The organism is Streptomyces sp. NBC_01298, assembly GCF_035978755.1.
GTDB lineage: Bacteria > Actinomycetota > Actinomycetes > Streptomycetales > Streptomycetaceae > Streptomyces.
Window position 1 is genome coordinate 8,735,018 of sequence record NZ_CP108414.1, and the last position, 22,187, is coordinate 8,757,204.

The following is a 22,187-nucleotide window of genomic DNA, read 5'->3' on the forward strand; positions in this document are numbered from 1 at the left end:
CCCGCGCGGCCCCACTCCCCGGATCCGGCGTCAGGGTTACCAGGCGCCGCCCGCCGCGGCTTCGGCGTGGGCCGCGCGGCCGGGGGCGAAGGACATGCGGTTCCAGGTGTGGCGGCGGCCGCGGATGGCCACCGAGTAGGCGTACATGACCTCGGGGTCGCACATGCCGGGAAGGTAGGAGTCGCCGAAGTGGTGGGCGTCGAAGCCGGCTTCCTTGGCGTTGAGGGCGAGCTGCGGCACCACGTTCGCGTGGGAGCCCTCCTGGCTGGTGCCGATGGCGCCCATGACGATCGCGCCCGCGTCCTGGACCGCGGCGACGGCCGTCGCGGCCAGCTCGCGGGTCATGCCGGGCAGGGTGCCCGGCAGCGGAGCGACGACGCCGTCCGCCCCGGCGTCCACGAGGGCGGTCAGCCGCGCGGGGGTGACGCGTTCGGGGCAGCCCGCGTGGTGCATCTTGCCGGACCACAGGGCCGCCTCGTCACCGAGACCCTTGCGCAGTTCCTCGGTGACCCGGGCCATGCCGCCGTAGGTGCCGCCCGTACCGGGGTTGGCGGTGATGCACAGCAGCGCGGCGCCCATGTCGACGAGGCGCCGGGCGTGCTCGGAGGTGGCTCGGCGGATCTCCGGGACGTCGCCGGGCTCCAGGTTCACGCCCACGGGGCGGCCGATCAGGCGGGCGAGATCGGTGAAGGAGGTGAAGGTACCGAGGCCGGGCATGACGAGCCGCTCCCCGTCCCAGGCCCGCTCGATGAGGTTGAGGATGACGATGTCGGCGCCGAAGGCGGCCACCAGCTCGGCGTTGTGCACACCGCGCCCGTCCGGGTGCGGGGAGAGCGCGGCGCGCTCGGCGAAGACCTCGGCCACCATGGTCCGGCCCTCGGCGGCGGCCACCGCCCGGGTCAGCTCGCGGCCGCGCAGGGCGGAGAGAGCGTCGCGGTCGAGGTCGAGGATGCGCTGAGTGGTCATGCCTACGACCCTAGCCACGCCGAGCCCGGTCCCCGCCCCGCCGATGGTCCCCCCGAGAGGGCCCTTGGCCCCTGACCCAGCCCCCTCCCGTCCATACGACCCCTGCGCCACCCCCGCCCCTACGACGCCCGGCGCCAAGCGGCCCGCCTGCGGAGTCCGGGCGTGCCGAGTCTGTCCGTGTCGCGCCTGTGGACTCGCCTGCGGCGATTCCGCGCGATGCCCGTCGGGACCGCCCGCCCGGTCGCGGGGGAGGCGGGCCGGTTCCGGGCGGCGGGTCTGCGCCGGTGGAGGAGGAGCGAGGCAATTAAGGTTCACGGCCGCGGGCACCACGAACCGAACGCCCCTCCCGACCGGGAAGATTTGACCCGGTCTGCGCCGTCGAGCAAGGTCGGGGCATGGATCAGATCTTCGAGAAGTTCCGGACCCTGCCCGTCGAGGAGCAGCTCTCCCCGGCCCTCACCCGCCGCAGGTACGCGGACTTCCCCGTTCTCGTCGTGGACCACCCGCGCGCCGGACAGGCGTGCGTGAGCCTCCAGGGCGGACAACTGGTCACCTGGCGACCTGCCGCCGCCCGTTCCGACGACCCGGGCGTGCTGTGGTCCGCCGACCCGGACCTGTGGCGGCGCGGAACGGCCGTGCGCGGCGGCGTCCCGCTGTGCTGGCCGTGGTTCGGCCCGAACGGCCCCGCCGGCTCGCCCTCGCACGGGTTCGCGCGGACCAGCGACTGGGAGCTGACGGCATGGGAGGACGACGCCGACCGGGTCGTCGTGGAATGCACGCTGCGTCCCTCGCCGGCGACCCGCGCCGTGTGGCCCGAGGAGTTCGTCCTCGTGGCGCGGTACACCCTGACCGACACCTGCCTCATCGAGATCGAGGACCGCGGCGACCACACCGCCACCGCCGCGCTCCACACCTACGTACGCATCGGCGACCTCGGCCGGGCCCACCTCGCGGGCCTCGGCCCCGAACACACCGACGGGCTCACCCGGCGCCACTACGAGGACGAGGACGGCACGCTGACCCCCGTGGACCACGTCGAGCGGTTCCAGACCGCGCCGGCGCCCGTCACGACGGTGCGCGACGAGGTACTGGGAAGGATCGTCGCCCTCACCCACCACGACCACAGCGACGTGGTGGTCTGGAACCCGGGCGCGGAACTCGCCCGGGGCATGGCCGACGTCGCGCCGCGGGAACACCTGCGCTTCCTGTGCGCGGAGACCGCCCGGGTGGGCCGCCCGCTGGTGGCGCGAGAGGGGCGGCCGGGCCGGCTGGCGGTGGAGCTTCGGATGACGGAGCACTGAGAGCGGGGCATCCCGCTCCGGGAGCGCCTCGGGCCCGGGTCAGTTCCCGGTCAGCGCGGCGGCGAGGAGCGCGGCGGTCCGGGCGATGAGGGGGTTGTCGGGCGCGGCGCCGGGATCGGGCTTGGTCGTCAGGACGGCGATGACGAGGGGTGCCCGGCCGGGGGGCCAGGCGATGGCCACGTCATTGTTGGTCCCGTAGGAGCCCGCGCCCGTCTTGTCCGCCACGGTCCAGCCCCCCGGCAGCCCGGCCCGCAGCCGCTCGCCGCCCGTGGTGTTGCCGAGCAGCCAGCCGGTGAGCCGCCGCCGGTCCGCCGCCCCGAGGGCGGTCCCGAGGGTGAGCCGTTCGTAGGTCCGCCCGATGGCGTACGGGGTGGTGGTGTCGGTGACCCGCCCGGGCTCGGCGCTGTTCAGCTCCGGTTCCCAGCGGTCCAGGCGGGTGCTCGTGTCCCCGGTGGAGCGGGCGAAGCGGGTGACGGCGGCGGGACCGCCGAGCTCGCGCAGCAGGAGGTTGGCGGCGGCGTTGTCGCTGAAGCGGATCGTGGCATCGCTCAGCTCCCCGATCGTCATCCCGCGGGCGAGGTTCTCCGGCAGGCCCGTGATCGGCGCGTGCCCGGACGCGGTCGTCTCCTGGGCGGTGTAGCGGACGCGCTTGGCCAGGAACTCCCCGTCCCGGTCGAGGTCGCGCAGTACGGCGGCCACGGCCAGGGTCTTGAAGACCGAGCAGAGCGGGAAGCGCTCCTGTGCCCGGTAGGCCACGGTGCGGCCGGTGGCGGTGTCGCGGGCGTACACGCCCAGGCGGGCGGAGTGATCCCGCTCCAGCTCCGCCAGCCGGCGCGCCACGGCGCCGCTGCCGGAGCCGCTCGCGGCGAACGCGCCGCCGCCCGCCGGCAGCGAGGCCGCCAGCGCCGCTCCGGCTCCGAGGGCCAGCAGGGTGCGTCGGGACGGGCTCTTCCCTGTGTTGTTCACGGTCGTCGTCCTCTTCCTCTCCGGACCAAGATCTCCACCTTGTCCCACGCGTGTCCCGTGGCGATGGTTCCAAACGGATGCGCGGTACGTGGCCTTCGATCCGGGGGCCGAAAAGCGTCCTCGCCTTCCGCCGAGAGGGGTACGAGCGGGCACGGAGGGTGAGATCCGGGCCTCGTGGCGGTGACCCGCCCCACAGGACCTAGGTCACATACGAGGCGGGATAGTAGTCCTTGAACGTCCCTTAGCCACCCCCACCCGTGGGCCCTCACCAGCGGTGATGCCCACCCGCCCCGCAGGGGGCCGTTGCGCCCCGGCTGCGAGGACCACTAGTAAGAGGGGTCGTTGCCAGCCGCCCCGGACCCCCGTAGAACTGGATGAGTCGCAGGGCGGACGGAGATCCCCCGGATCCCCGCTCCCGCCGACGATCCCCTCTCCTTCACGTGAGTGGCTCACGCATGCTCCGGCATGTCCGCTGCGGCAGTCCTTGTCCCCGTCGAAAGGTCCGTCCGTGTCCAACGTCGTCATCCGCCGCATCGCCGCTTCGAAGAAGACCCTCGCGGGTACCGTCCTCGCCCTGGGTGTCGCCGGTTCCATGCTGGCCGCGGTTCCCGCGCAGGCCTCCCCGATGAGTGCCAAGGCGATCGCCCAGCAGATGATCAAGGACCCGGCTCAGTTCGCGGCGTTCAACAACATCGTTTCCCGTGAGAGCGGCTGGGACCACACCGCCACGAACTCCTCCTCGGGCGCCTACGGCCTGGTCCAGGCCCTGCCGGCCTCGAAGATGGCCTCGGCGGGCTCGGACTGGAAGACCAACCCGGCCACCCAGATCAAGTGGGGCCTGGACTACATGAACTCCCGCTACGGCAGCCCCGCCGGCGCCTGGACCTTCTGGCAGAACCACCACTGGTACTAAACCACCAGCGGAACGCGGGGACACGAAACGCTCGGCCGGACACCCCGGCCGAGCGTTTTCGCGTGCCTGCGTGCCTGCGTGCCTGCGTGCCCGAGTCCTCAGGGCTGTGCTCCGCTCCGCTCCGCCCGGTCCACCAGTCGTGAGAGCTCGGTCCGGGAGCGCACTCCGAGCAGGGCGAAGACGTTGCGCAGGTGATGGTCCACGGTGCGCGGGCTGACGGAGAGGCTCAGCGCCACCTCGCGGTTGGTGGCGCCCTCGGCGACGCGGCGCGCGATGCGCAGCTGCTGCGGGGTCAGGACGGCCAGCCCACCCGTGGGCACCGGGGCCGGTGCGTCACCGGTCGCCCGCAGTTCGCCGCGGGTCTGCTCGGCCCAGGCGGGGGCCCCGCAGTGCTCGAAGGCGACCAGTGCGTCCCGCAGCCGGTTCTTCGCCTCGGCCGGACGGCGCCGGCGCCGCAGCCACTTCCCGTACAGCAGTTGGGTACGGGCCCGCTCGAAGTCGCCGTGCACCGCCTCGTGCCGGGTCAGCGCCAGGGCGAAGAGGGCGTCGGCGGTGTCGTCCGGCGGGGCGACCAGTGCGCGGCACCGGGCCAGCTGCGCCGGTGCCTGTGGGTCGACGCCCTGGGCGGTCCACAGGGCGAACTCCTCGACGGCCACCCTCGCCTCCGCCGAAGCCCCGGACAGGACGGCCGCCTCGACGAAGCAGGGCAGGGCGAGCATGCGGACGGCGAAGTGGCCGCGCCCGGGCCCCGGCCGGGTCAGCGGGCCGAGCCGGGCGGCGGCCTCGAAGGGCCGGCCGCGGCACAGGTCCGCGCGCGCCGAGGCCCATTCGGCCAGCGTGACCGCCTGGAGCAGTCCGTGCGGGCGGGCGATCTCCACCGCGGCGCCCGCGTGCGCGGCGACCGCCGCCGCTTCGCCCTCGACCGAGGCGACCAGGGCCAGGATCGCGTGCTGGCCGGCGGCCACGTTGCGCTGCCCGGCCCGGTGGGCGGCGCGCAGACCCTCCTGTGCGTGGCTCCTGGCCCGTGCGTGCTGGCCGGCCCGCAGTTCGGCGTACGCGAGGTGTTCGAGGATCCGCGGGGTGAGGGAGGCCAGTCCCCGGGACCGGGACACGGCGAGGGCCCGCGCGTTGGCCCGGCACGCCGCCGGGATGTCGCCGAGCACCAGCGCGGCCACCCCGGCCCGCATCAGGCGTACGGGGTCGTCGTCGTCCCGGGCGCGGTCGAGGACCCGACGCAGGGGCGACGCGGCCTCGGCCAGGTGCCCGTCGAGGGCCGTACGCAGTCCCGCCCGGTAGTCGCGCCTCGGGTCCTGTGGGGGAGAGGGGAGCGGGGCCTCGGCGAGGGCCGGCGCCTCGGCGAGAGCGGCGAGGCAGGCCACGGGGTCGCCCGCGGCCCACGCCGCGTCCATCGCCTCCATCCTGGCCTCCAGGGCCGCCTCCGCGTCGGACGGGTCGAGGCGCTCCGCGGCCATGAGCAGCGCCTGATAGGCGTCGCCGACCGGCCCGTCCCGCAGGGCCATGCTCCCCCGCACGAGTTCCGTGCGGCCCTGCACCGCGTCGGGGGACGCGCCCTCCCGGGTGGCCGCCAGCAGCCGGCGCGCCCTGCGGGGATGTCCCGACAGGCGGGCGTAGTCCGCCGCGGCGGTCAGGCGTGCGGTACGGGCGTCCTCGTGGGGGGTGAGCTCGGCGGCCCTGGACAGGGCGGCCGAGCGTTCCATGCCGGACGTCGGCGTGCCGGGAGCGGCCGCCTCGACGAGGCGGGCTGCGAGGACGGCGTCGGGTCCTTGCACGGCCAGGGCGAGGTGGAGGAGGTGGCGCAGGCGAAAGCGGTCGGCGTCGATGACCGAGGCGAGCAGCGCGTGGGCGGCCCGCCGCCGCGAGGACGGCGCGCCGGAGTAGACGGTCCGGCGGAGCAGGGAGCCGGCGAAGGCGATGCGGTCCCCGTCGTGGTGCACCAGTCTCGCTGCCTCGGCGGGGTCCGGCGCGGCCGGGTCCAGTCCGGCTTTGCGGGAGGCCCGCAGGACCAGGGAGGCATCCGCCCCGGCCGCGTCGGGGTCGGGCTCGTGCGCGGCCGCCGCCAGCAGCAGGAACTGTCGGGTGGCGGTCGGCAGCGGGGCGAGGCGGCCGCCGAAGGTGGCCCACAGGGCGCCGCCGTCCAGGAGTGGGCGGGGCAGTGGCCGATGGCCGCCGAGCTGATCCGGTGTCAGGCGCTGGGCGAGGGCCGTCAGGACGGCCGGGTTGCCTTCGGCCTCGGACAGCAACTCCGAGCCTACGGAGGGGTCCAGGTCCCCACCGGTGAGGTCGCGGAGCAGGGCCGCCGCCGCGCCGTCGTCGAGCGGGCCGAAGCGGACCACGGGCAGCCCCGCGAATTCGGGATCGTCCGCCCGGTGCTCCGCGACCGAGAGCAGGAGTCCGATCGGCCGGGCGGGGTCGGGACGTCGTGCGGCCGAGCCGAGGACGGCCCGCGAGGGCGCGTCCCACAGGTGTACGTCGTCCACGCAGACGAGCAGCGGATCTTCCTCGGGGACGTACTGCCTGAGCAGTTCGGGCAGTACGGCCGGCCGGACCGTTCCGAACGCGGCCCGCGGCGGCGCCGCGCCCCTGCTCTCGGCCGCCGCGCACAGCAGTGCGTGCATGCCGTCGTAGGGGCGTGGCTCGCCGGGGAGGCGTCGGGGGCGTAGGACCGGCCCGAGGGTGAACGCGTGGGCGGCCCAGGCGAGAAGAGCGCTGCGGCCCAGGCCGGGCTCCGCCGCGAGCAGCAGTGCCCCGCCGTGTCGGGGCCGGAGCTGATCCGACAGGGCTGCCACAGCTGCCAGTTCGGTCGTCCGGCCGTAGATCCGGCAAGGACTTGCCACAGTCGTGTGTCCGGTCACGCCGCTGAGGTTACTGCGGTGTAAACAATGGCGGAAGGCCGTACGCAGCAGGTGGGAGGCCGAAGCGGAACGACCTCCCACCTTTCGGGGTCGGTTCAGGAGGTGTGGGGGCAGTTGCCCCGGTACTCCTCGATGGTCAGGCTCGGGCTCGGCACTGGGCAGAGGAACTGCTCGAAGCGGTTGTCGTTGTCGATGAACCGCTTCAGCCACGAAATGCTGTACTTCGCGATCGTGGTGTCCGCGCTGTTCGGGGTGAAGTGCGTGGCGTTGTTGAGTTCCAGGTACGCCTTGTCGAGCGAGCTGGGCAGGCTCGTGTAGAAGGGCTCGGAGTGCGTGGCGACCGGTGCGACCGTGTCGCCATCGGCCCCCACGATCAGGGTCGGGGTCTTGATCTCGGGCCAGGACTTGTCGGTGTTCCAGCCGGTGAGCGCGATCGCCGCCTGCAGCGAAGGCCGGCTCTTGGCGGCCTCCAGCGTGCCGCCGCCACCCATGGAGTGGCCCATCACACCGAGCCGGCTGCTGTCGATCCTCGTGCGGACGGTGCTGCGCTCCGTCAGGTAGTCCAGGGCGGAGAGCAGTTGACGTCCCCTGCTGTCGGGCTGGTCGAGGGTGGTGAGCGTGTCGATGGTCATGACGATGAAGCCCTGGGAGGCCAGTCGCGGGCCGAGCCAGGCGATGGACGACTGGTAGGCGGTGAAGCCGGGTGAGATCACCACGGCGCCGAAGGTCCCGTCCGCGGTGGACGTCGGGTAGTAGATGGTGCCGCCGCCGAAGCCGGTGACCCCCAGGGAGGAGACGTTGGTCTGCGACACCGCGTAGGAGCCGCGGAGGGCCTCGATGCTCGAGTTGGTCGGGGCCGGGCCCCGCTCGTACGGGTTGGCCGCGGCCTGCGCCCCGGACGCGGTGAACGTGGCGATCGCGCCGATCGTCACGAGCGCCGCCAGCGCGGACACGAGCGAACGGAGCCGCGTCCCGCCGCCGGCGGGGTCGACGGAGCGCCCCCTCGTACCGGCGGCGCCGTGGTCGGAGTGGGCCTGGTGGGCGTTCTCGGAGTGTTGCTGCTGCACGACGGAGTCGTCCTCTCGGTCGTGGCGGAGCCGTCCCGGCGGTGGCTCGCCCCCGGCTGCGTGCCGAGGTCCGTGCCGCCTGACGGTGGTTCCCGCCGCTGTCGCTGGCCGGACCACTGTCACGGCGCACTCCGCGCCCGCACATCGGTGTAATCACCGGTCTCGACGGCGGAACCACCGGTCTCGTCGGTGGACTTACCGGGGCGCCGCAGGACGTACTGGTCACGCCCTCGGGCCGACCGTCCGCCGCTCGACGTACCGGTCACGCCTTCGGGCAGACCGTCCGCCGCTCGACGTACCGGTCACGCCGTCGGGCGCACCGTCCGCCGCCCGATGCCCGGTCACGCCGCCGGGCCGGCCCGCCCGCTCAGCCGCCCGACAGCCGGTACGCGTCCCGCGCCAGGGTCAGCGCGATCAGGTCCCGGGGCCGGGAGAGCGACTTCGACGTCAGGTGTTCCAGCCGGCGCAGCCGGTTGAAGACCGTGTTGCGGTGGCAGTACAGCCGGCTCGCCGCGCGGCCCGCCGAACCCTCCGCCGACAGCCAGGCGTCGAGGGTCTCCAGGAGCATCGCCCGGTCCGCCGGGTCCAGGTCCAGCAGGGGCCCGAGCACCGCCTGGACCAGCTCCGCCGACAGCTCGGGCTGGCGCACCACCAGGGCCGTGGGCAGCCGGTCGGCCAGCCGCACCAGGACCCGTTCGTCCGGACCGCAGGTCCGCAGCGCGGTCTCCGCCAGCCGCCGGGCCCGGCCCAGTTCGGCCAGCCCGTCCACCACCGGGCTGATGCCGCCCGGCCCCGGGCAGCGGTCCGCGAGTTCCGCCGCGAGATCGGCCGGGGAGGAGTCGCCCAGCGCCACCACGGCCAGCTCCCGCTCCGTGCGCATCCGCCAGAACAGCCGCATCCCGCCCGCCGCCACCACCCGGTGCACCGCGTCGGCCCGGTCGGCCGGGAGCACCACCACCGCGTACCGCCCCTGCTCCGGCAGGTCCAGGGCCAGCGCCACCTGGGCCGCCAGGGCCGGCGCTGTGTCCCCCTCCAGCAGGGCGTCCAGCAGGGCCTGGGCCCGCTCGTCGCTGCGCCGGCGCATCTCCACCTCCGCGGTGCGGTACGCCTCCGCGGTCGCCGCCGCCTGCTGTTCGATCCCCGCCCACATCGCCCCGGCCGCCCGGGCCAGGACGGGCAGCGCCTCAGGCTCCTTCTCGGTGACGATGTCCAGCAGCGCGTCCCAGGTGAGCCGGCCCGCCCTGCGGTACGCGTAGAGCAACAGGTCCAGCGGGAGCCCCTGTTCGGCCCGGCGCCGGCCCAGTTCCTCCGCGTACGCGAGGTCCTTGCGCGGGACGGACCGGGATGCGGCGAAGGCCTCGATCCCGTAGTGCATCGCCTCGCTGACCTGTTGCCAGTGTTCGTCCCGCGGCACGGCCAGGTCGAACAGCGGCGAGTGCTTCGCCAGGTCCCTGATGAGCTGGTCGGTGAGTCCGGGGATGTCGGCGATCAGTACGTCCGCCGCCGACACCAGGACCGACCACTCCTGTTCCGTGCGCGTTCTGCGTCCACGTCCACCCATGGCCGCTGAGGATGTCACCCCGCCTCCGCCGCCGTAAGGGGCGCGCGCGACAGGTCTGTGCGCGTGCACAACACGCTCCTGTCCGGGCTGGTCATCGGCAGCGATTCCGCATCCGCCGGTGGACGCCCGCCCCGGCCCGGTGCTGGTGTGTGCGCCAGCACAAGGCCGCCCAGAGGAAGGAGAGGACGTGGGTTCGCTACAAGTGCGCGAGCTGTCCGTCGGCTACGGGCCGGTCCGGGCACTGCGCTCCGTATCGCTCGACGTGCCCGCCGGCGCGGTGGTCGTCGTACTCGGAGGGAACGGCGCCGGGAAGTCCACGCTGCTGCGCGCGGTGTCCCGGACGCTCGGGTTCCACCGGGGAGCCGCCACGGGCGGGAGCATCGCCTTCGACGGCCGGCCGCTGGACGGGCTCACCCCGGACCGGGTCGTCGCCGCCGGAGTGGTGCAAGTGCCCGAGGGGCGCAAGGTGTTCACCCGGATGACCGTCGCGGACAACCTGCGCGCCGGGGCCCTGGGCGGTCGCGCGGGATCCCGCGCCGACACGGCCCGCTCCCTGGCCCGGGTGCACGAGCTGTTCCCCGTACTGGCCCAGCGGGCCCGGCAGCGCGCCGGACTGCTGTCCGGCGGCGAACAGCAGATGCTGGCCCTGGGCCGGGCCCTGATGGCGCGCCCGCGCCTGCTGCTGCTCGACGAGCCCACCCTCGGGCTCGCGCCCAAGATGGCCGCCACCATCGCCGAGACCATCACCGAGATCAACGCCTCCGGCGCCTCGGTCCTCCTCGTCGAGCAGAACGCCGCCCTGGCGCTGCGGCTGTCCTCCCACGCCTACGTCCTGGAGGTCGGCGAGGTCACCCTCGACGGCCCGGCCGCCGAACTGGCCGCCTCGGACGAGGTACGGCGCCGCTACCTCGGCATCACCGACGAGGCCGCGCCCGACCCGGCCGGCGCCGGGACCCGGCGGGAACTGCGCAGGTGGACGGCATGAACGCGAACGACTCCCCGCCGCCGCTCACCGTCACCGACGTAACCGTCCGATTCGCCGGCCTGACCGCGCTCGACTCGGTCTCCTTCACGGTGGAGCCCGGCAGTGTGCACGCCGTCATCGGACCCAACGGAGCGGGCAAGTCCACCTGCTTCAACGTGCTCTCCGGGGTCTACCGGGCCACCGGCGGATCCGTCCGCTTCGGCGCCGCCGAGCTCACCGGCCTCGCCCCGCACGCGGTCGCGGCCCTCGGCATCGCCCGCACCTTCCAGAACCTGGCGCTGCCCCCGCACACCACCGTCGCCGACAGCCTCCTGCTGGGGCGCCACCGGCTGATGCGGACCGGCTTCCTGGCCGCCGGACTGCGGCTGCCGGCCGCGGCGCGCGAGGACCGCCGGCACCGCGAACGGGTCCGGGAAATCGCCGAGTTCGTCGGCCTGGAGGGCGACCTCGCGGCGCCCGCCGGCTCCCTCCCGTACGGAAAGCAGAAACTCGTCGAACTGGCCCGGGCCCTGTGCATGGAACCCCGGCTGCTGCTCCTCGACGAACCCGTCGCCGGCATGACCGCCGACGAGAGGCAGCGCACGGCCGCCGTCATCGCGGGCGTCCGGAACGGCCTCGGCATCTCGATCGTGCTGGTCGAACACGACATGGGGGTGGTGATGCGGCTCGCGGACGCGGTGACCGTACTCGACTTCGGCAGGCGCATCGGCGGCGGGACTCCCGCGCAGGTGCAGAACGATCCCGCGGTGGTCCGCGCGTACCTCGGAGAGGAGGAACCGGCCGCATGACCACCTTCCTCGAACTGCTCCTCGGCGGGCTGTCCATGGGCTCCGTCTACGCCCTGATCGCCCTCGGCTTCGTGGTCATCTTCAAGGCCACCGAAGTGGTCAACTTCGCCCACGCGTCCCTGCTGCTGGCCGGCGGCTACGTCACCGCGACCCTGCACGAGGAACTCGGATTCTGGGGCGCGCTCCTGGCCGGCGCGCTCTCGGCGGCCGCCGTGGGCGCGGCGATCGAGTTCCTGGTGATGCGCCGCTACCGGGGCCAGGACCAGAGCGTGCTGGCCATCGTCACCATCGGCGTCGACATCCTCCTCATCACCGACCTCACCCGGCGCCTCGGCACCGACGTGCTCTCCCTCGGCGACCCGTGGGGCGACCGCGTGGTCCACCTCGGCGCGGTCACGGTGCCCCAGACCCGGATCGCCGCCATCCTCGCCGCCGGGCTGCTGATCACCGTGTTCCTGCTGGTGTTCCGGCACACCTCCTGGGGCGTGGCCATGCGCGCCGCCGCAGAACAGCCCGAGACGGCCGCGCTGATGGGCGTACGGCTGGGCCGGGTCTCGCTCGCGGCGTGGGCCGTGGCCGGGGCGCTGGCCGCCGTCGCCGCGCTCTTCCTGACCGTCTTCCCCACGCCCGGCCTGGAGCGGGCCACGTCCCTCGCCGCCCTCAAGGCCTTCCCGGCCGCGATCCTCGGCGGCCTCGACTCCACCTCCGGCGCACTGGCCGGCGGGCTGATCGTGGGCGTCACCGAGGCGCTGGCCACCGGCTACCAGGGTCAGTTGACCTTCCTCGGCCGGGGCATCGGCGACCTGGCTCCGTACCTGGTGATGGTCGCGGTCCTGCTGATCCGCCCCGCCGGACTCCTCGGCACGAAGGAGCTCGCCCGTGTCTGACACCCGCAGCCCCGTGCTGCACCCCGAGGCCGTCGCCCCGGCGGCGGCCACCCGGCTCCGGCTGCTCACCTCCCGGAACGCGACGGTGGCGGCCGCCGGCCTGGTGCTGCTCGCGCTGCCGTTCTACCTCGACCGGTTCTGGCTGCAGGCCGGGCTGTTCGCCATCGCCGCCGCCATCGGGGCCATAGGGCTCAACCTGCTCACCGGAGCCACCGGCCAGCTCTCGATGGGCCACGCCTTCTTCCTCGCCGTCGGGGCCTACGGGTACTGCGCGCTCGCCGGGGACGGCAGCACGGCGGGCGGCCACACCCTGGTCGGACTCGGCCTGCCCAGCTGGCTCGCCGCGGTCCTGGCCGTCGCCCTCGCCGGGGCGGCGGGCGGCCTCTTCAGCCCCATCGCCGGCCGCCTTCGCGGCGCGTACCTGGGCATCGCCACACTCGCGCTGATCTTCATCGGCCAGCACGTGCTGTTCAACGCCACCAGCGTCACCGGCGGGTTCAACGGCCGGGAGGTGGAGCCGCTGTCCCTCTTCGGCTTCACCTTCGACGACACCGAGACCGTCATCGCCGCCGTCCCCTTCCAGTCCGCCGAGAAGCTCTGGTACGTCGCCCTCGCGGCCCTCCTCGGCGGCGCCCTGTTCGCACGCGGCGTCCTGCGGGGCCGGCCCGGCCGGGCCATGAACGCCCTGCGCGACCACAGCATCGCCGCCGGGGTGATGGGCGTGCCGGTCGCCCGGTACCGGGCCGCCGTCTTCGTCCTGTCGTCCATGTACGCGGGGCTGGCCGGCGTCCTGCTCGCCCTCGTCTTCCAGCGCACGGTGCCCGACTACTTCGGCATGGTGCTGTCCCTGGAGTACCTGGCCATGATCGTGATCGGTGGCCTGGGCACCGTCGCGGGCGCCGTCGTGGGCGCGGTCTTCGTCTCCCTGCTGCCCCCACTCCTCACCCGCTACAGCGAAGCCCTCCCGCTGGTGTCCGCGCCCGGAACGGGCGGTGTCTCGCCGGGCGAGGCCTCCCGCTATCTGTACGGAGCGGCCGTCGTCGTGGCCGTCCTGTTCCTGCCCGGTGGACTCACCGGCATCACCCGGATCGTCCGCACCCGCACCACACCCTCGAAGGAGCGAACGTGAACAGAAGAAGGCACGCTGCCGCGGTCCTGGCGGCCGCACTCGTCCTGACCGGCGCCGCCGGGTGCAGTGGCAAGGCAAAGCCCGCCGACGGGGACAAGCCCGCCGCCTCGGGCGGGGTCAAGGCCGGGGCCGGGGTGAGCGACAAGACCATCAAGCTCGGCGCGCTCACCGACATGACCGGCGTCTACGCCTCCCTCGGCAAGAGCGTCACCCAGGCCCAGCAGCTGTGGGTCAAGCAGACCAACGCGGCGGGCGGCATCTGCGGCCGCACCATCGAGCTGACGGTCCGCGACCACGGCTACGACCCGCAGAAGGCCCTCGCCGCCTACACCGAGCTGGAGCCCTCGGTGCTGGGCTTCGCCCAGTTCATCGGATCCCCGTTCGTCTCCGCCGTCAAGACGCGGATCGACGGCAAGGACAAGGGGCTGGTCATCCCGCAGGCCTGGTCCGCCTCCCTGCTCGGCAGCCCGTACATCCGCACGGTGGGAGCGACGTACGACGTCGAGACGATCAACGCCGTCGGCTTCCTCCTCGACCAGAAGCGGATCGCCTCGGGCGACAAGATCGGGCACGTCTACTTCGAGGGCGACTACGGCGAGAACGCCCTGACCGGCTCCAAGGCCATCGCCGCGGAGTCCGGGCTGACCGTCGTCGAGCAGAAGATCAAGCCCACCGACAACGACATGACCGCCCAGGTGGCCGCGCTCAAGCAGGCCGGGGTCAAGGCCGTGGTCATCAGCGCCGGCCCCCGCCAGGCGGCCTCGCTCGTCGGAGTCGCCGCGGCGGGCGGCTGGAACGTCCCGTTCGTCGGCAACAACTCGGCCTTCGCGCCGCAGCTCCTGGCCACCCCGGCGGGCGCGGCCCTGCAGAAGGACTACTACGTGGCCTCCTCGGCCCTGCCGATCGGCTCGACCGAGGCCGGACCGGCCGCCCTGGCCGCCGCGTACAAGGCCGAGTACCCGGACGCCGGCCTGGACAACGGCGTGGTGGCCGGGTACAGCGCCGGAGCCCTGTTCGGGGAGGTGCTGAAGAAGGCCTGCGCCGACAAGGACCTGACCCGCGAGGGGATCCGGGCGGCCCTGCTGAGCCTGAAGTCCTATGACAACGGTTTCGGCATCACGCACGACTTCTCGGACCCGAAGGCCCCCTCCACCCGGCAGAGCGTGATCCTGAAGCCCGACGCGACGGTCCCGGGCGGCATGAAGGTGGTCAAGGAGGCCGCCGCGGCACCCGCCGCGACGAAGTTCACTCCCGCTTCCTGAGCGGCGGGCAGGAACGGACGCTGCCGCCCCGACACGAGTCGGGGCGGTAGCGTCCGTCCGTCGGCGGACGGGCTGGTCGCCTCCCGATGAAACGCTTGGGGCCCTTTCGCCCAAGTACTGGACGAGGGGGCCGTCCGGGTTCCCGCACAGGGGAGGGACCGGGTGCTCAGCCCACGACACCGAAGGCCAGTTGGAGGTAGCCCGATGAACGAGAGGCCCAGTGGCTTCGAGGAGCGCCTCAAGGCGGCGCTCATCGCACGTCTTCCGGAGGCGCCGCCCGCGCCCGCCGACAGAGGATCTGCCCGGCGGTACGGCATCCGCTGGCCGTGGGCCTCGCGGCGGCGGAGGTCGTCGCCGTGAGCGCCCGGCCGGCGGGTTCCCTACGGGCGCGCGGTGAAGAGCGCTTCCGTGAACTCGGTTACCTCGCTGAAGCCGAGCCGGTGGTAGAGGCGGACGGCGGTGGCGTTGTCCGCACGGACGTTCAGTCCGATGTGGTCCGCGGTCTCTGCCAGCCGTCGGCACAGCTCGGCGACGCAGGCGCCGGCGGCGCCCTGCCCGCGGACCCGCGGATGGGTGGTGACGTTCCCGATCGCGGCGACCCGGTACGCCGCGGAGTGCACGTGCACTCCGGCCACGGCGACCAACTGCCCGGCCTGCCGGGCACCGACGTACTGGCCGGTGTCGAGCATGCGGTCGTCGAACCAGTTGCCCGGATACGCCTGCTCGAACAGTTCGAGCAGCTCGGGGAGGTCATCGCGGCTCAGCGGGGCGGGCCGCCACGGTCCGGAGGCATACCGGTCGGCCAGGTCGGGCTCGGTCAGCGCCATGCGCAGCAAAGTGGTGTGTGACTGCGCCGCGTAGCCGGATTCCAGGACCTTCGCGGCGGTTCCGGTCAGATGTCCGAGGAAACGCCGGGGGAGTACGGGCAGCAGTGCCTCGGCCAGCTCCTCCAGGGCGGCCGCTTGCCCGGGGCGGGTGAAGCCCAGCAGCGTCGGTACGTCACCGACAGCGTAGAGCAGCGCCACCGGTCCGTCCTCGGACACGGTGTACCAGCTGGTGTGGGGCCACGGCAGGTCGTCGAGGTCGCCGAGTTCCATCAGGTTCATGGCCGGGTCCCGTTCGAAGCGGGCGGCCAGGTCTGATCGGTCGTGGAGGCTGCGCAAGATCACCCGCACAGCGTACGGCGGGGCTCGGTCCGGTTCGACGGCGAGGTCGGGCAGCGCCACGGGAAGCGGCGGCGGACATCGCGGCGGACGCGGCGACGCCCCGCACCGAGACGGTGCGGGGCGTCGGGCTGCTGCGGTGCGGATCAGAGGGGACGAATGTCCTCGGCCTGCGGGCCCTTCTGGCCCTGGGTGACCTGGAACTCGACCTTCTGGCCCTCCTGGAGCTCACGGAAGCCCTGGGCGTTGATGTTGGAGTAGTGGGCGAAGACGTCGGGGCCGCCGCCGTCCTGCTCGATGAAGCCGAAGCCCTTTTCCGAGTTGAACCACTTCACAGTTCCGGTGGCCATCTTTTTGCTCCCTGTCGGGGACGAGGGTCCTCGCTTCTGAGGACCCTTGGGTGTGGGTTGCTTGCCCTGGTCCTCCGACGCTTGGTGAAGCGGTACTTCGGACACACGACTGCCGATCACGAGGCATGATCTACCCACTTGCACGAGGAGGGCAAACCGATGATCGGTTTGCCCCGGATCGGGCACTGCGCCCCCGGCCGATCGAGCCCGTCGGAGCCCGGAACCGAGGATGATCAACAGGCCTGTGACCTCCTGCCCCTAGGGTGGTGGTCATGGAGTCGTACACGATGGGACAGGCCGCCGAGCTACTGGGCGTGAGCGTCGACACGGTGCGGCGGTGGGCGGACGCGGGCCGCTTCCCGACCCATCGGCAGGGAACCCGGCGCATCGTGGAGGGGCCCGACCTCGCCGCGTTCTGCGTGGAGGTCGCCCAAGAGGGCGCCGACGCCGAGGACACCCCTCACACCTCGGCGCGCAACGCGTTCCCGGGGATCGTCACCGCGATCAAACTGGGCGAGGTGTCGGCGCAGGTGGAGGTCCAGGCGGGCCCGCACCGGGTGGTGTCGCTGCTGACCCGGGAAGCCGTCGAGGAACTCGGCCTGCAGCCGGGTGTGACGGTCACCGCCCGGGTGAAGTCGACCAGCGTGCACGTCCAACGCGCCTGAACACCCGTGCGCTTCAGGCGCGGCGGACCCGCCAGAGCCATGCCGTCGTGCCGGCCAGCAGGGCGAGCGTCGCCGCGTTGGCCAGGTGGGCCGGGGTATCGCCCACCGGGGCGGCGAGGGCCCACTTCCAGACGCCGGTGGCGACGGTCGGCACGACGGCGGTGAGCAGGACACCGGTCGTCTTCTGGACCCGGGTCCAGCGCACCGAGGTGCAGAGGAGCACCGCGCCGACGACGCGGAACAGGGTGCTGCAGAAATTCGAGCCGGGCACGGAGGGGAAGAGCGCGGCGAACAGGAAGGGGAGGGTGAGCATCAGGAGCGGGACCAGGGGGTGGACCTTCCCGCGCCGGACCAGTGCGCCCGCGGTGTCGGTCCCGCCGGCTGCCGGGACACCCGCGCCCTCGCTGCCCGCCTCGGCCAGTGCCGTCGCCGCGATCGTACGGGGGTCTCCCAGCTCCGCCAGGACCTCGCCGATCGTGACGCCGGGACGCTCGGCGCGCGTCACCTCGATGTGTTCGGCAAGGTCGGCGAGGAGTTCCCGGCGCCGTTCGGAGGGCAGTGCGGAGCTCTCGCGTTCGACGGCGGAGAGGTAGTCGCGTACGGGGTCGGCCGAGGTCTTCATGCGGGGTCTCCGGTGGAGTGGTGCGGGGTGGCGAGGAAGCCGTCGACGGCGTTGCGGAAGCCGGGCCAGACCCGGGCGAACTCGTCGAGCGCGGCCCGGCCGCTGTCGGTGAGCGCGTAGTAGCGGCGGGGCGGTCCGGTGGCGGACTCCTGCCAGGTCGTGGTGACCAGGTCGTCGCGGCGCAGCCGGGAGAGCAGCGGGTAGACCGTGCCCTGGCTGGTGGCCAGGGTGCCGGAGTCCTCCAGGGCGTGCAGGAGCTCCACGCCGTACCGGGGGCGGTCCCGCATCAGTGCGAGCACGCAGTACTCCAGGACACCCTTGCGCAGCTGGGCGGCAGCCCGGGCCTGCTTGGTCGAATCACCTGGTTCCATGCGATGCAAGATACCTGGCGAGGCAACCAGGCGGTAGAGGGGGCCGTGAGAAAGGGGCCGGCCAAGGGGACAGGTGTCCTCGCCGGAGCCCTGTGGCTGATACTTGATCATGTGACGGGGGGAAGCACGGCTGTGGGTCGACCGGTAGGGAACTGGTTCACGGCCAGGTCAAAGGGTGTGGGTGATGGCATGGGCTCGTCGGTGACGCCGGGAGCCGACGTGGCGCGCGAGGACAAATTCGACTGGTTCTGCGAGACGGTGTCCAGCGATGTGATGCCGGTCATGCTCAGTACCCGGCACACGACCGACTTCCGCGCCAAGATCACGGACCTGGATCTCGGCGTGGTGCGGTTGTCCTCCATGGCGTGCTCGCCGGTCCTCTCGCGCCGCACCCCGGCCCACGTCCGGCGCGGCGATCCCGAGCACCTGCAGCTGGCCCTCATCAGTCAAGGCGCCTTCCGGATCTCCCAGCGGGGCAGTGAGTCGGTGGTCGCGGGGGCACTCGTGCTCACGGACTCCTCACGGCCGAGCGAAGGGGCCAGCGCGGGCGGGCAGGGCGAGGCGATCGTCCTCCAGATGCCCCGCCCCGCGGTAGGGCTGCGCCCGGACCGGGTGGACCGCCTCCTCGCGCGGAGCCTGGCCGCCGACAGGGGGTCGGGGGCGGTCCTGGCCGACTTCCTGAGGACCCTGCTCACGCACGGCCCGCGCTGCCGCCCGGAGGAACTGCGCGGGATGGGGGCCATCGCCCTCGACCTGGCCACCGCCTGCCTCGCGCGGCACCTCGGCGACCTGGGCGAGGCGCCTGCCGAGGCGCGCGCACAGGAGACCCTGCAGCGGATCCACCGCTTCATCGACAACAACCTCGGCGACCCGGACCTGACCCCTCAGGTGATCGCCGACCGGCACAACATGTCCCTGCGAGGCCTTTACGCCCTCTTCGCCGACCAGCCGCGGAGCGTCGCGGCACGGATCCGCGAAAGCCGGCTGGCACGCGCCCACGCCGACCTCGCCCGGGGGGAGACGCGATCTCGGCCCGTACAGGCGATCGCGGCCCGCTGGGGATTCTCCAGCGCCGCCGCGTTCAGCCGGGCATTTCGCGAAGCCTACGGAATCACCCCGACCGAACACCGCGCGGCCTCCCCGGCCGTCACCCCGGGGTACGGTCTTCCGGGCTCGTGCGAGCCGGCGCCCTCGGCGTAGGCGCGCCGACCAGCCGCGCGGAAGCGGATGTTAGCTTCCTCCCCATGACGGATCATCAAGCCGAGACCGGGGCGGCCTACGACGGGGTCGTCGAGCTGTACGCCTCGCTGTTCGCCGACCGGCTGGAGACGCAGCCCTTCTCGCGAGCCATGATCAACACCTTCGCCGAACTGGCGCGCGCGACGGGCAACCCGCGAGTGGCGGACGTCGGGTGCGGTCCCGGGCACCTGACGGCCATGCTGCACGGCCTGGGGCTCGACGCCTTCGGGCTCGACCTCTCCGCGGCCATGGTCGACCACGCCCGGCGGGCCCACCCGACGCTGCGGTTCGACGAGGCGCGCATGGAGGCCCTGCCCGTCGAGGACGCCGCGCTCGGCGGCGTACTGGCCCACTACTCGATGATCCACACCCCGCCCGGGGAGCTGCCCGCGCTGCTCGCCGAGCAGGCGCGCGTCCTGGTGCCCGGGGGCCTGCTCCTTGCCTCGTTCTTCGGGACCGACGGACCGGAGCCGGTCCGCTTCGACCACAAGGTGACGCCCGCCTACAGCTGGCCGGTGGACCGGTTCGCCGAATCACTGGCAGCGGCGGGCCTCGTCCCGTTCGCCCGGCTGGTCCACGACCCGGCCTCCGAGCGCGGATTCCTCGACGCCCACGTGCTGGCCCGCCGCCCGGAGGCGACGTAACGCACGTCATGCCCCGCACCGTGCTGATCAGCCACTTCCCGGTGTTAAGGTTTTGTCTGATCGATCTCGATCGCAGGATTGTTACTCCCCGAGGACGCCACCTTCGTCGCCACGCGACGCCAAGGCGGCGTACCGCTTGAGGGGAGGCAAGGCCTGGGTGGCGCCACGTGCGCGGCCCGGGCCTTTTTTGTTGCCCGGATCCGGGCGTGAGAGATCGCGAACCGAAGCAGGCTGGCAAGAGCCCCAGGATGCAAGGAAGCATCATGAACACACCCGTAGCCGGACCCGGCACGCTGGCGGAGCAGATCCTCCGCGGCGTCGGCGGAGCCGAGAACATCGAGAGCCTCACGCACTGCGCGACGAGGCTCCGCTTCCAGCTCCACGACGGGGCGAAGGCCGACACCGCCGGGCTCGACGCCCTCGCCGGCGTCATGGCCACCGTGCCCCAGTCCGGTGACCGCCTGCAGATCGTGATCGGCGGAGCCGTCGCACGCGTCTACTCCGAGATCATGAACCTGCCGTCCATGGCGGGCGGCGCCGCGCCGGGCGCGAAGTCCGACGCCGACGTCAAGGCCGCGATGCGGGCCAAGAGCCGCGGACGCTACGCCTGGGTGGACAACTTCTTCGAGTACCTCTCCGACTCGTTCCGCCCGCTCATGGGCGTCCTGCTGGGCTCCTCGCTCATCATCGCGATCGCCTCGGTCCTCGACGCCCTGGGCTTCGTCGACTTCCGTGCCGCGGACAAGTCCGCCACCTGGGTGTTCGTCGACGCCATGTGGCGCTCGGTCCTGTACTTCCTGCCGATCATGGTCGCGTACAACTCGGCCAAGAAGCTGAAGATCGATCCCTGGGTCGGCGCCGCCGTGATGGCCGCGGTGATGACCCCGAACTTCACGGGCATGCTCAACCCGAAGTCCGGCATCCCCGGCATCACGTGCAGCACCAACGGGACCCTCGGCACCCAGGAGTGCGTGGCGCACGTCTTCGGCCTGCCGATGCAGCTGAACGACTACGGCGGCCAGGTCTTCGTGCCGCTGCTGATGGTCGCCGTGCTCGCCCTGGTCTACAAGGGACTGCAGCGGATCTTCCCGGAGACCGTGCACCTGGTCTTCGTGCCGTTCTTCAGCATGCTGATCATGATCCCGATCACGGCCTTCCTCATCGGCCCGATGGGCGTCTGGGCCGGCAACGGTCTCGGTGAGGGCCTGTCCTGGCTGAACGGCAACGCCCCGATCGTCTTCGCGATCCTCATCCCGCTGCTCTACCCGTTCCTGGTGCCGCTGGGCCTGCACTGGCCGCTGAACGCCCTCATGCTCGTGAACATCAACACCCTGGGCTACGACTTCATCCAGGGCCCCATGGGCGCCTGGAACTTCGCCTGCTTCGGCGCGACCGCCGGTGTGCTGCTCCTCTCGCTCCGCCACCGCGAGAAGGAGATGCGCCAGACCGCCACCGGAGCCCTGGCCGCGGGTCTGCTCGGCGGCATCTCCGAGCCCTCCCTGTACGGCATCCACCTGCGCTTCAAGCGGATCTACCCGCGCATGCTCGTGGGCTGCCTCGTGGGCGGCGTGCTCGTGGGCGTCCTGGGCGGCGTGGACACCAAGGCCTTCGCCTTCACCTCCCTGCTGACCATCCCGGTCTTCTCCCCGATGGCCACCTACGGCATCGCGATCACCGCCGCCTTCTTCGTCTCCATGGCGCTCGTGTACTTCTCCGACTTCCGCACCCCGGAGGAGCGCGTCCAGGCCAACGCCGAGCGCGACGCCGCCGAGGCCGCCTCCCGGGCGGAGGCCGGCGCGGCCGATGACCGAGAGCTCGTCACCGTCGGCGCGGCGACGGCCACCGCGGGGGCTTCGACCGGCACCACCGCCGGCCCTGAGTCCACGACCGGCGCTCCCGCCCCCACCCCCACCCCCGCGCCCACTCCCACCCCCGGTAAGGGAACCGAGCTCGCCGCACCGGTCGCGGGCCGGGTCGTCGGCCTCGACGAAGTCGGCGACCCCGTCTTCGCCTCCCGCGCGCTCGGCGAGGGCGTGGGCATCGAGCCGGCGGACGGCCGCGTCGTCGCCCCGGTCGACGGAGAGCTGATCATCGTCGCCGCCACCGGCCACGCCTTCGGCATCCGTACCGCCGACGGCATCGAGGTGCTCGTCCACATCGGCATCGACACGGTGCAGATGAAGGGGGAGGGCTTCGACGTCCGTACCGAGGCCGGACGGCAGGTCTCCGTCGGCGACCTCCTCGTCGAGGTCGACCTCGACGCCGTGCGCGCGGCGGAGCACCCGACGGTCACCCTCATGACCGTCACGAACACCGCCGACCTCACCTCGGTCGAGCCGCACACCGGGCAGACCGTCGCCGCCGGCGCGCCCGTGGTGACCGTAAGGCGCTGAGGGCCGACCACCGGTCCGCCGCGGGCACGTGACTCCTCGTGG

20 protein-coding genes are annotated in these 22,187 nt (G+C 72.9%); 11 read left to right on the forward strand and 9 right to left on the reverse strand.

The genetic code is table 11. The features are described 5' to 3' along the window. Nucleotides 1-36: 36 nt before the first annotated feature. The gene (locus OG730_RS39885) at nucleotides 37-966 is read right to left on the reverse strand and encodes a DUF7916 family protein (RefSeq protein WP_327308884.1); all 930 of its coding nucleotides are present in this window, start codon (nucleotides 964-966) and stop codon (nucleotides 37-39) included. Between the two features lie 395 nt (nucleotides 967-1,361). Between OG730_RS39885 and OG730_RS39890 the strand changes: the two genes are divergently transcribed. After that, nucleotides 1,362-2,267, forward strand: coding sequence for a D-hexose-6-phosphate mutarotase (locus OG730_RS39890; RefSeq protein WP_327308885.1), 906 nt, complete (start codon nucleotides 1,362-1,364; stop codon nucleotides 2,265-2,267). Between the two features lie 39 nt (nucleotides 2,268-2,306). Here OG730_RS39890 and bla read toward each other — a convergent pair whose 3' ends face one another. After that, a complete protein-coding gene (bla, locus tag OG730_RS39895; protein WP_327308886.1) occupies nucleotides 2,307-3,233 on the reverse strand; it encodes a class A beta-lactamase in 927 nt (308 codons plus the stop codon). A gap of 508 nt (nucleotides 3,234-3,741) precedes the next feature. Here bla and OG730_RS39900 point away from each other — a divergent pair. Then, on the forward strand, nucleotides 3,742-4,146 hold the full coding sequence (locus tag OG730_RS39900) for an aggregation-promoting factor C-terminal-like domain-containing protein (RefSeq protein WP_327308887.1): 405 nt from the start codon (nucleotides 3,742-3,744) through the stop codon (nucleotides 4,144-4,146). A gap of 98 nt (nucleotides 4,147-4,244) precedes the next feature. On the opposite strand, the gene OG730_RS39905 is transcribed toward OG730_RS39900, so the two are convergent. The 3 genes from OG730_RS39905 to OG730_RS39915 all read right to left on the reverse strand — a co-directional run bounded on the left by OG730_RS39905 (nucleotide 4,245) and on the right by OG730_RS39915 (nucleotide 9,647). After that, complete coding sequence (locus OG730_RS39905; protein ID WP_327308888.1) at nucleotides 4,245-7,019, reverse strand: helix-turn-helix transcriptional regulator; 2,775 nt, start codon at nucleotides 7,017-7,019, stop codon at nucleotides 4,245-4,247. 95 nt (nucleotides 7,020-7,114) lie between these two features. Next, a complete protein-coding gene (gene bdeA, locus OG730_RS39910) occupies nucleotides 7,115-7,972 on the reverse strand; it encodes a bis(hydroxyethyl) terephthalate hydrolase (RefSeq protein WP_327309604.1) in 858 nt (285 codons plus the stop codon). 481 nt (nucleotides 7,973-8,453) lie between these two features. Next, a complete protein-coding gene (locus OG730_RS39915) occupies nucleotides 8,454-9,647 on the reverse strand; it encodes a PucR family transcriptional regulator (RefSeq protein ID WP_327308889.1) in 1,194 nt (397 codons plus the stop codon). A gap of 187 nt (nucleotides 9,648-9,834) precedes the next feature. Between OG730_RS39915 and OG730_RS39920 the strand changes: the two genes are divergently transcribed. Genes OG730_RS39920 through OG730_RS39940 form a run of 5 tightly spaced genes read left to right on the forward strand, consistent with a single transcriptional unit; the run spans nucleotide 9,835 to nucleotide 14,698 of the window. Then, nucleotides 9,835-10,632, forward strand: coding sequence for an ABC transporter ATP-binding protein (locus OG730_RS39920; protein WP_327308890.1), 798 nt, complete (start codon nucleotides 9,835-9,837; stop codon nucleotides 10,630-10,632). Beyond that, on the forward strand, nucleotides 10,629-11,420 hold the full coding sequence (locus OG730_RS39925; protein ID WP_327308891.1) for an ABC transporter ATP-binding protein: 792 nt from the start codon (nucleotides 10,629-10,631) through the stop codon (nucleotides 11,418-11,420). The genes OG730_RS39920 and OG730_RS39925 overlap by 4 nt, the downstream gene beginning before the upstream one ends. After that, complete coding sequence (locus tag OG730_RS39930) at nucleotides 11,417-12,307, forward strand: branched-chain amino acid ABC transporter permease (protein WP_327308892.1); 891 nt, start codon at nucleotides 11,417-11,419, stop codon at nucleotides 12,305-12,307. Before OG730_RS39925 ends, OG730_RS39930 begins: the two co-directional genes overlap by 4 nt. Beyond that, nucleotides 12,300-13,436 (forward strand): branched-chain amino acid ABC transporter permease, encoded by a 1,137-nt coding sequence (locus OG730_RS39935; RefSeq protein WP_442815157.1) that lies wholly within the window; start codon nucleotides 12,300-12,302, stop codon nucleotides 13,434-13,436. The genes OG730_RS39930 and OG730_RS39935 overlap by 8 nt, the downstream gene beginning before the upstream one ends. Continuing rightward, nucleotides 13,433-14,698 carry an ABC transporter substrate-binding protein gene (locus OG730_RS39940; RefSeq protein ID WP_327308893.1) on the forward strand — a complete coding sequence of 422 codons (1,266 nt, stop codon included), beginning with the start codon at nucleotides 13,433-13,435 and terminating at the stop codon, nucleotides 14,696-14,698. Before OG730_RS39935 ends, OG730_RS39940 begins: the two co-directional genes overlap by 4 nt. Nucleotides 14,699-15,078: 380 nt before the next feature. On the opposite strand, the gene OG730_RS39945 is transcribed toward OG730_RS39940, so the two are convergent. Continuing rightward, a complete protein-coding gene (locus OG730_RS39945; protein ID WP_327308894.1) occupies nucleotides 15,079-15,867 on the reverse strand; it encodes a GNAT family N-acetyltransferase in 789 nt (262 codons plus the stop codon). A gap of 140 nt (nucleotides 15,868-16,007) precedes the next feature. Then, the gene (locus tag OG730_RS39950; RefSeq protein WP_243336897.1) at nucleotides 16,008-16,211 is read right to left on the reverse strand and encodes a cold-shock protein; all 204 of its coding nucleotides are present in this window, start codon (nucleotides 16,209-16,211) and stop codon (nucleotides 16,008-16,010) included. 272 nt (nucleotides 16,212-16,483) lie between these two features. Between OG730_RS39950 and OG730_RS39955 the strand changes: the two genes are divergently transcribed. Then, nucleotides 16,484-16,876: a TOBE domain-containing protein gene (locus OG730_RS39955; protein ID WP_327308895.1), complete on the forward strand. Its 393-nt coding sequence runs from the start codon at nucleotides 16,484-16,486 to the stop codon at nucleotides 16,874-16,876. A gap of 13 nt (nucleotides 16,877-16,889) precedes the next feature. On the opposite strand, the gene OG730_RS39960 is transcribed toward OG730_RS39955, so the two are convergent. Next, the gene (locus OG730_RS39960) at nucleotides 16,890-17,498 is read right to left on the reverse strand and encodes an HAAS signaling domain-containing protein (protein ID WP_327308896.1); all 609 of its coding nucleotides are present in this window, start codon (nucleotides 17,496-17,498) and stop codon (nucleotides 16,890-16,892) included. Further along, nucleotides 17,495-17,869 carry a PadR family transcriptional regulator gene (locus OG730_RS39965; RefSeq protein ID WP_327308897.1) on the reverse strand — a complete coding sequence of 125 codons (375 nt, stop codon included), beginning with the start codon at nucleotides 17,867-17,869 and terminating at the stop codon, nucleotides 17,495-17,497. The genes OG730_RS39960 and OG730_RS39965 overlap by 4 nt, the downstream gene beginning before the upstream one ends. Before the next feature lie 189 nt (nucleotides 17,870-18,058). On the opposite strand from OG730_RS39965, the gene OG730_RS39970 reads away from it, so the two are divergent. From OG730_RS39970 to OG730_RS39980, 3 genes are all read left to right on the forward strand, one after another. Continuing rightward, on the forward strand, nucleotides 18,059-19,069 hold the full coding sequence (locus OG730_RS39970) for an AraC-like ligand-binding domain-containing protein (protein ID WP_327308898.1): 1,011 nt from the start codon (nucleotides 18,059-18,061) through the stop codon (nucleotides 19,067-19,069). A 44-nt stretch (nucleotides 19,070-19,113) separates the two neighbouring features. Beyond that, entirely contained in the window at nucleotides 19,114-19,752 is a 639-nt protein-coding gene (locus tag OG730_RS39975; protein WP_327308899.1) for a class I SAM-dependent methyltransferase, read from the forward strand. A 263-nt stretch (nucleotides 19,753-20,015) separates the two neighbouring features. Continuing rightward, nucleotides 20,016-22,145: a glucose PTS transporter subunit IIA gene (locus OG730_RS39980; protein ID WP_327308900.1), complete on the forward strand. Its 2,130-nt coding sequence runs from the start codon at nucleotides 20,016-20,018 to the stop codon at nucleotides 22,143-22,145. Nucleotides 22,146-22,187 lie beyond the last annotated feature (42 nt).

Excerpts from the sequence above, each read along its gene's own strand:
- OG730_RS39960 (WP_327308896.1), bottom strand. The coding sequence starts at position 17,498 with ATGAAGACCTCGGCCGACCCCGTACGCGACTACCTCTCCGCCGTCGAA.
- OG730_RS39950 (WP_243336897.1), bottom strand. The coding sequence starts at position 16,211 with ATGGCCACCGGAACTGTGAAGTGGTTCAACTCGGAAAAGGGCTTCGGC.
- OG730_RS39970 (WP_327308898.1), top strand. The coding sequence starts at position 18,059 with ATGGGCTCGTCGGTGACGCCGGGAGCCGACGTGGCGCGCGAGGACAAA.
- OG730_RS39955 (WP_327308895.1), top strand. The coding sequence starts at position 16,484 with ATGGAGTCGTACACGATGGGACAGGCCGCCGAGCTACTGGGCGTGAGC.
- OG730_RS39975 (WP_327308899.1), top strand. The coding sequence starts at position 19,114 with ATGACGGATCATCAAGCCGAGACCGGGGCGGCCTACGACGGGGTCGTC.
- OG730_RS39930 (WP_327308892.1), top strand. The coding sequence starts at position 11,417 with ATGACCACCTTCCTCGAACTGCTCCTCGGCGGGCTGTCCATGGGCTCC.
- OG730_RS39915 (WP_327308889.1), bottom strand. The coding sequence starts at position 9,647 with ATGGGTGGACGTGGACGCAGAACGCGCACGGAACAGGAGTGGTCGGTC.
- OG730_RS39885 (WP_327308884.1), bottom strand. The coding sequence starts at position 966 with ATGACCACTCAGCGCATCCTCGACCTCGACCGCGACGCTCTCTCCGCC.
- OG730_RS39980 (WP_327308900.1), top strand. The coding sequence starts at position 20,016 with ATGAACACACCCGTAGCCGGACCCGGCACGCTGGCGGAGCAGATCCTC.
- OG730_RS39890 (WP_327308885.1), top strand. The coding sequence starts at position 1,362 with ATGGATCAGATCTTCGAGAAGTTCCGGACCCTGCCCGTCGAGGAGCAG.
- OG730_RS39925 (WP_327308891.1), top strand. The coding sequence starts at position 10,629 with ATGAACGCGAACGACTCCCCGCCGCCGCTCACCGTCACCGACGTAACC.
- OG730_RS39965 (WP_327308897.1), bottom strand. The coding sequence starts at position 17,869 with ATGGAACCAGGTGATTCGACCAAGCAGGCCCGGGCTGCCGCCCAGCTG.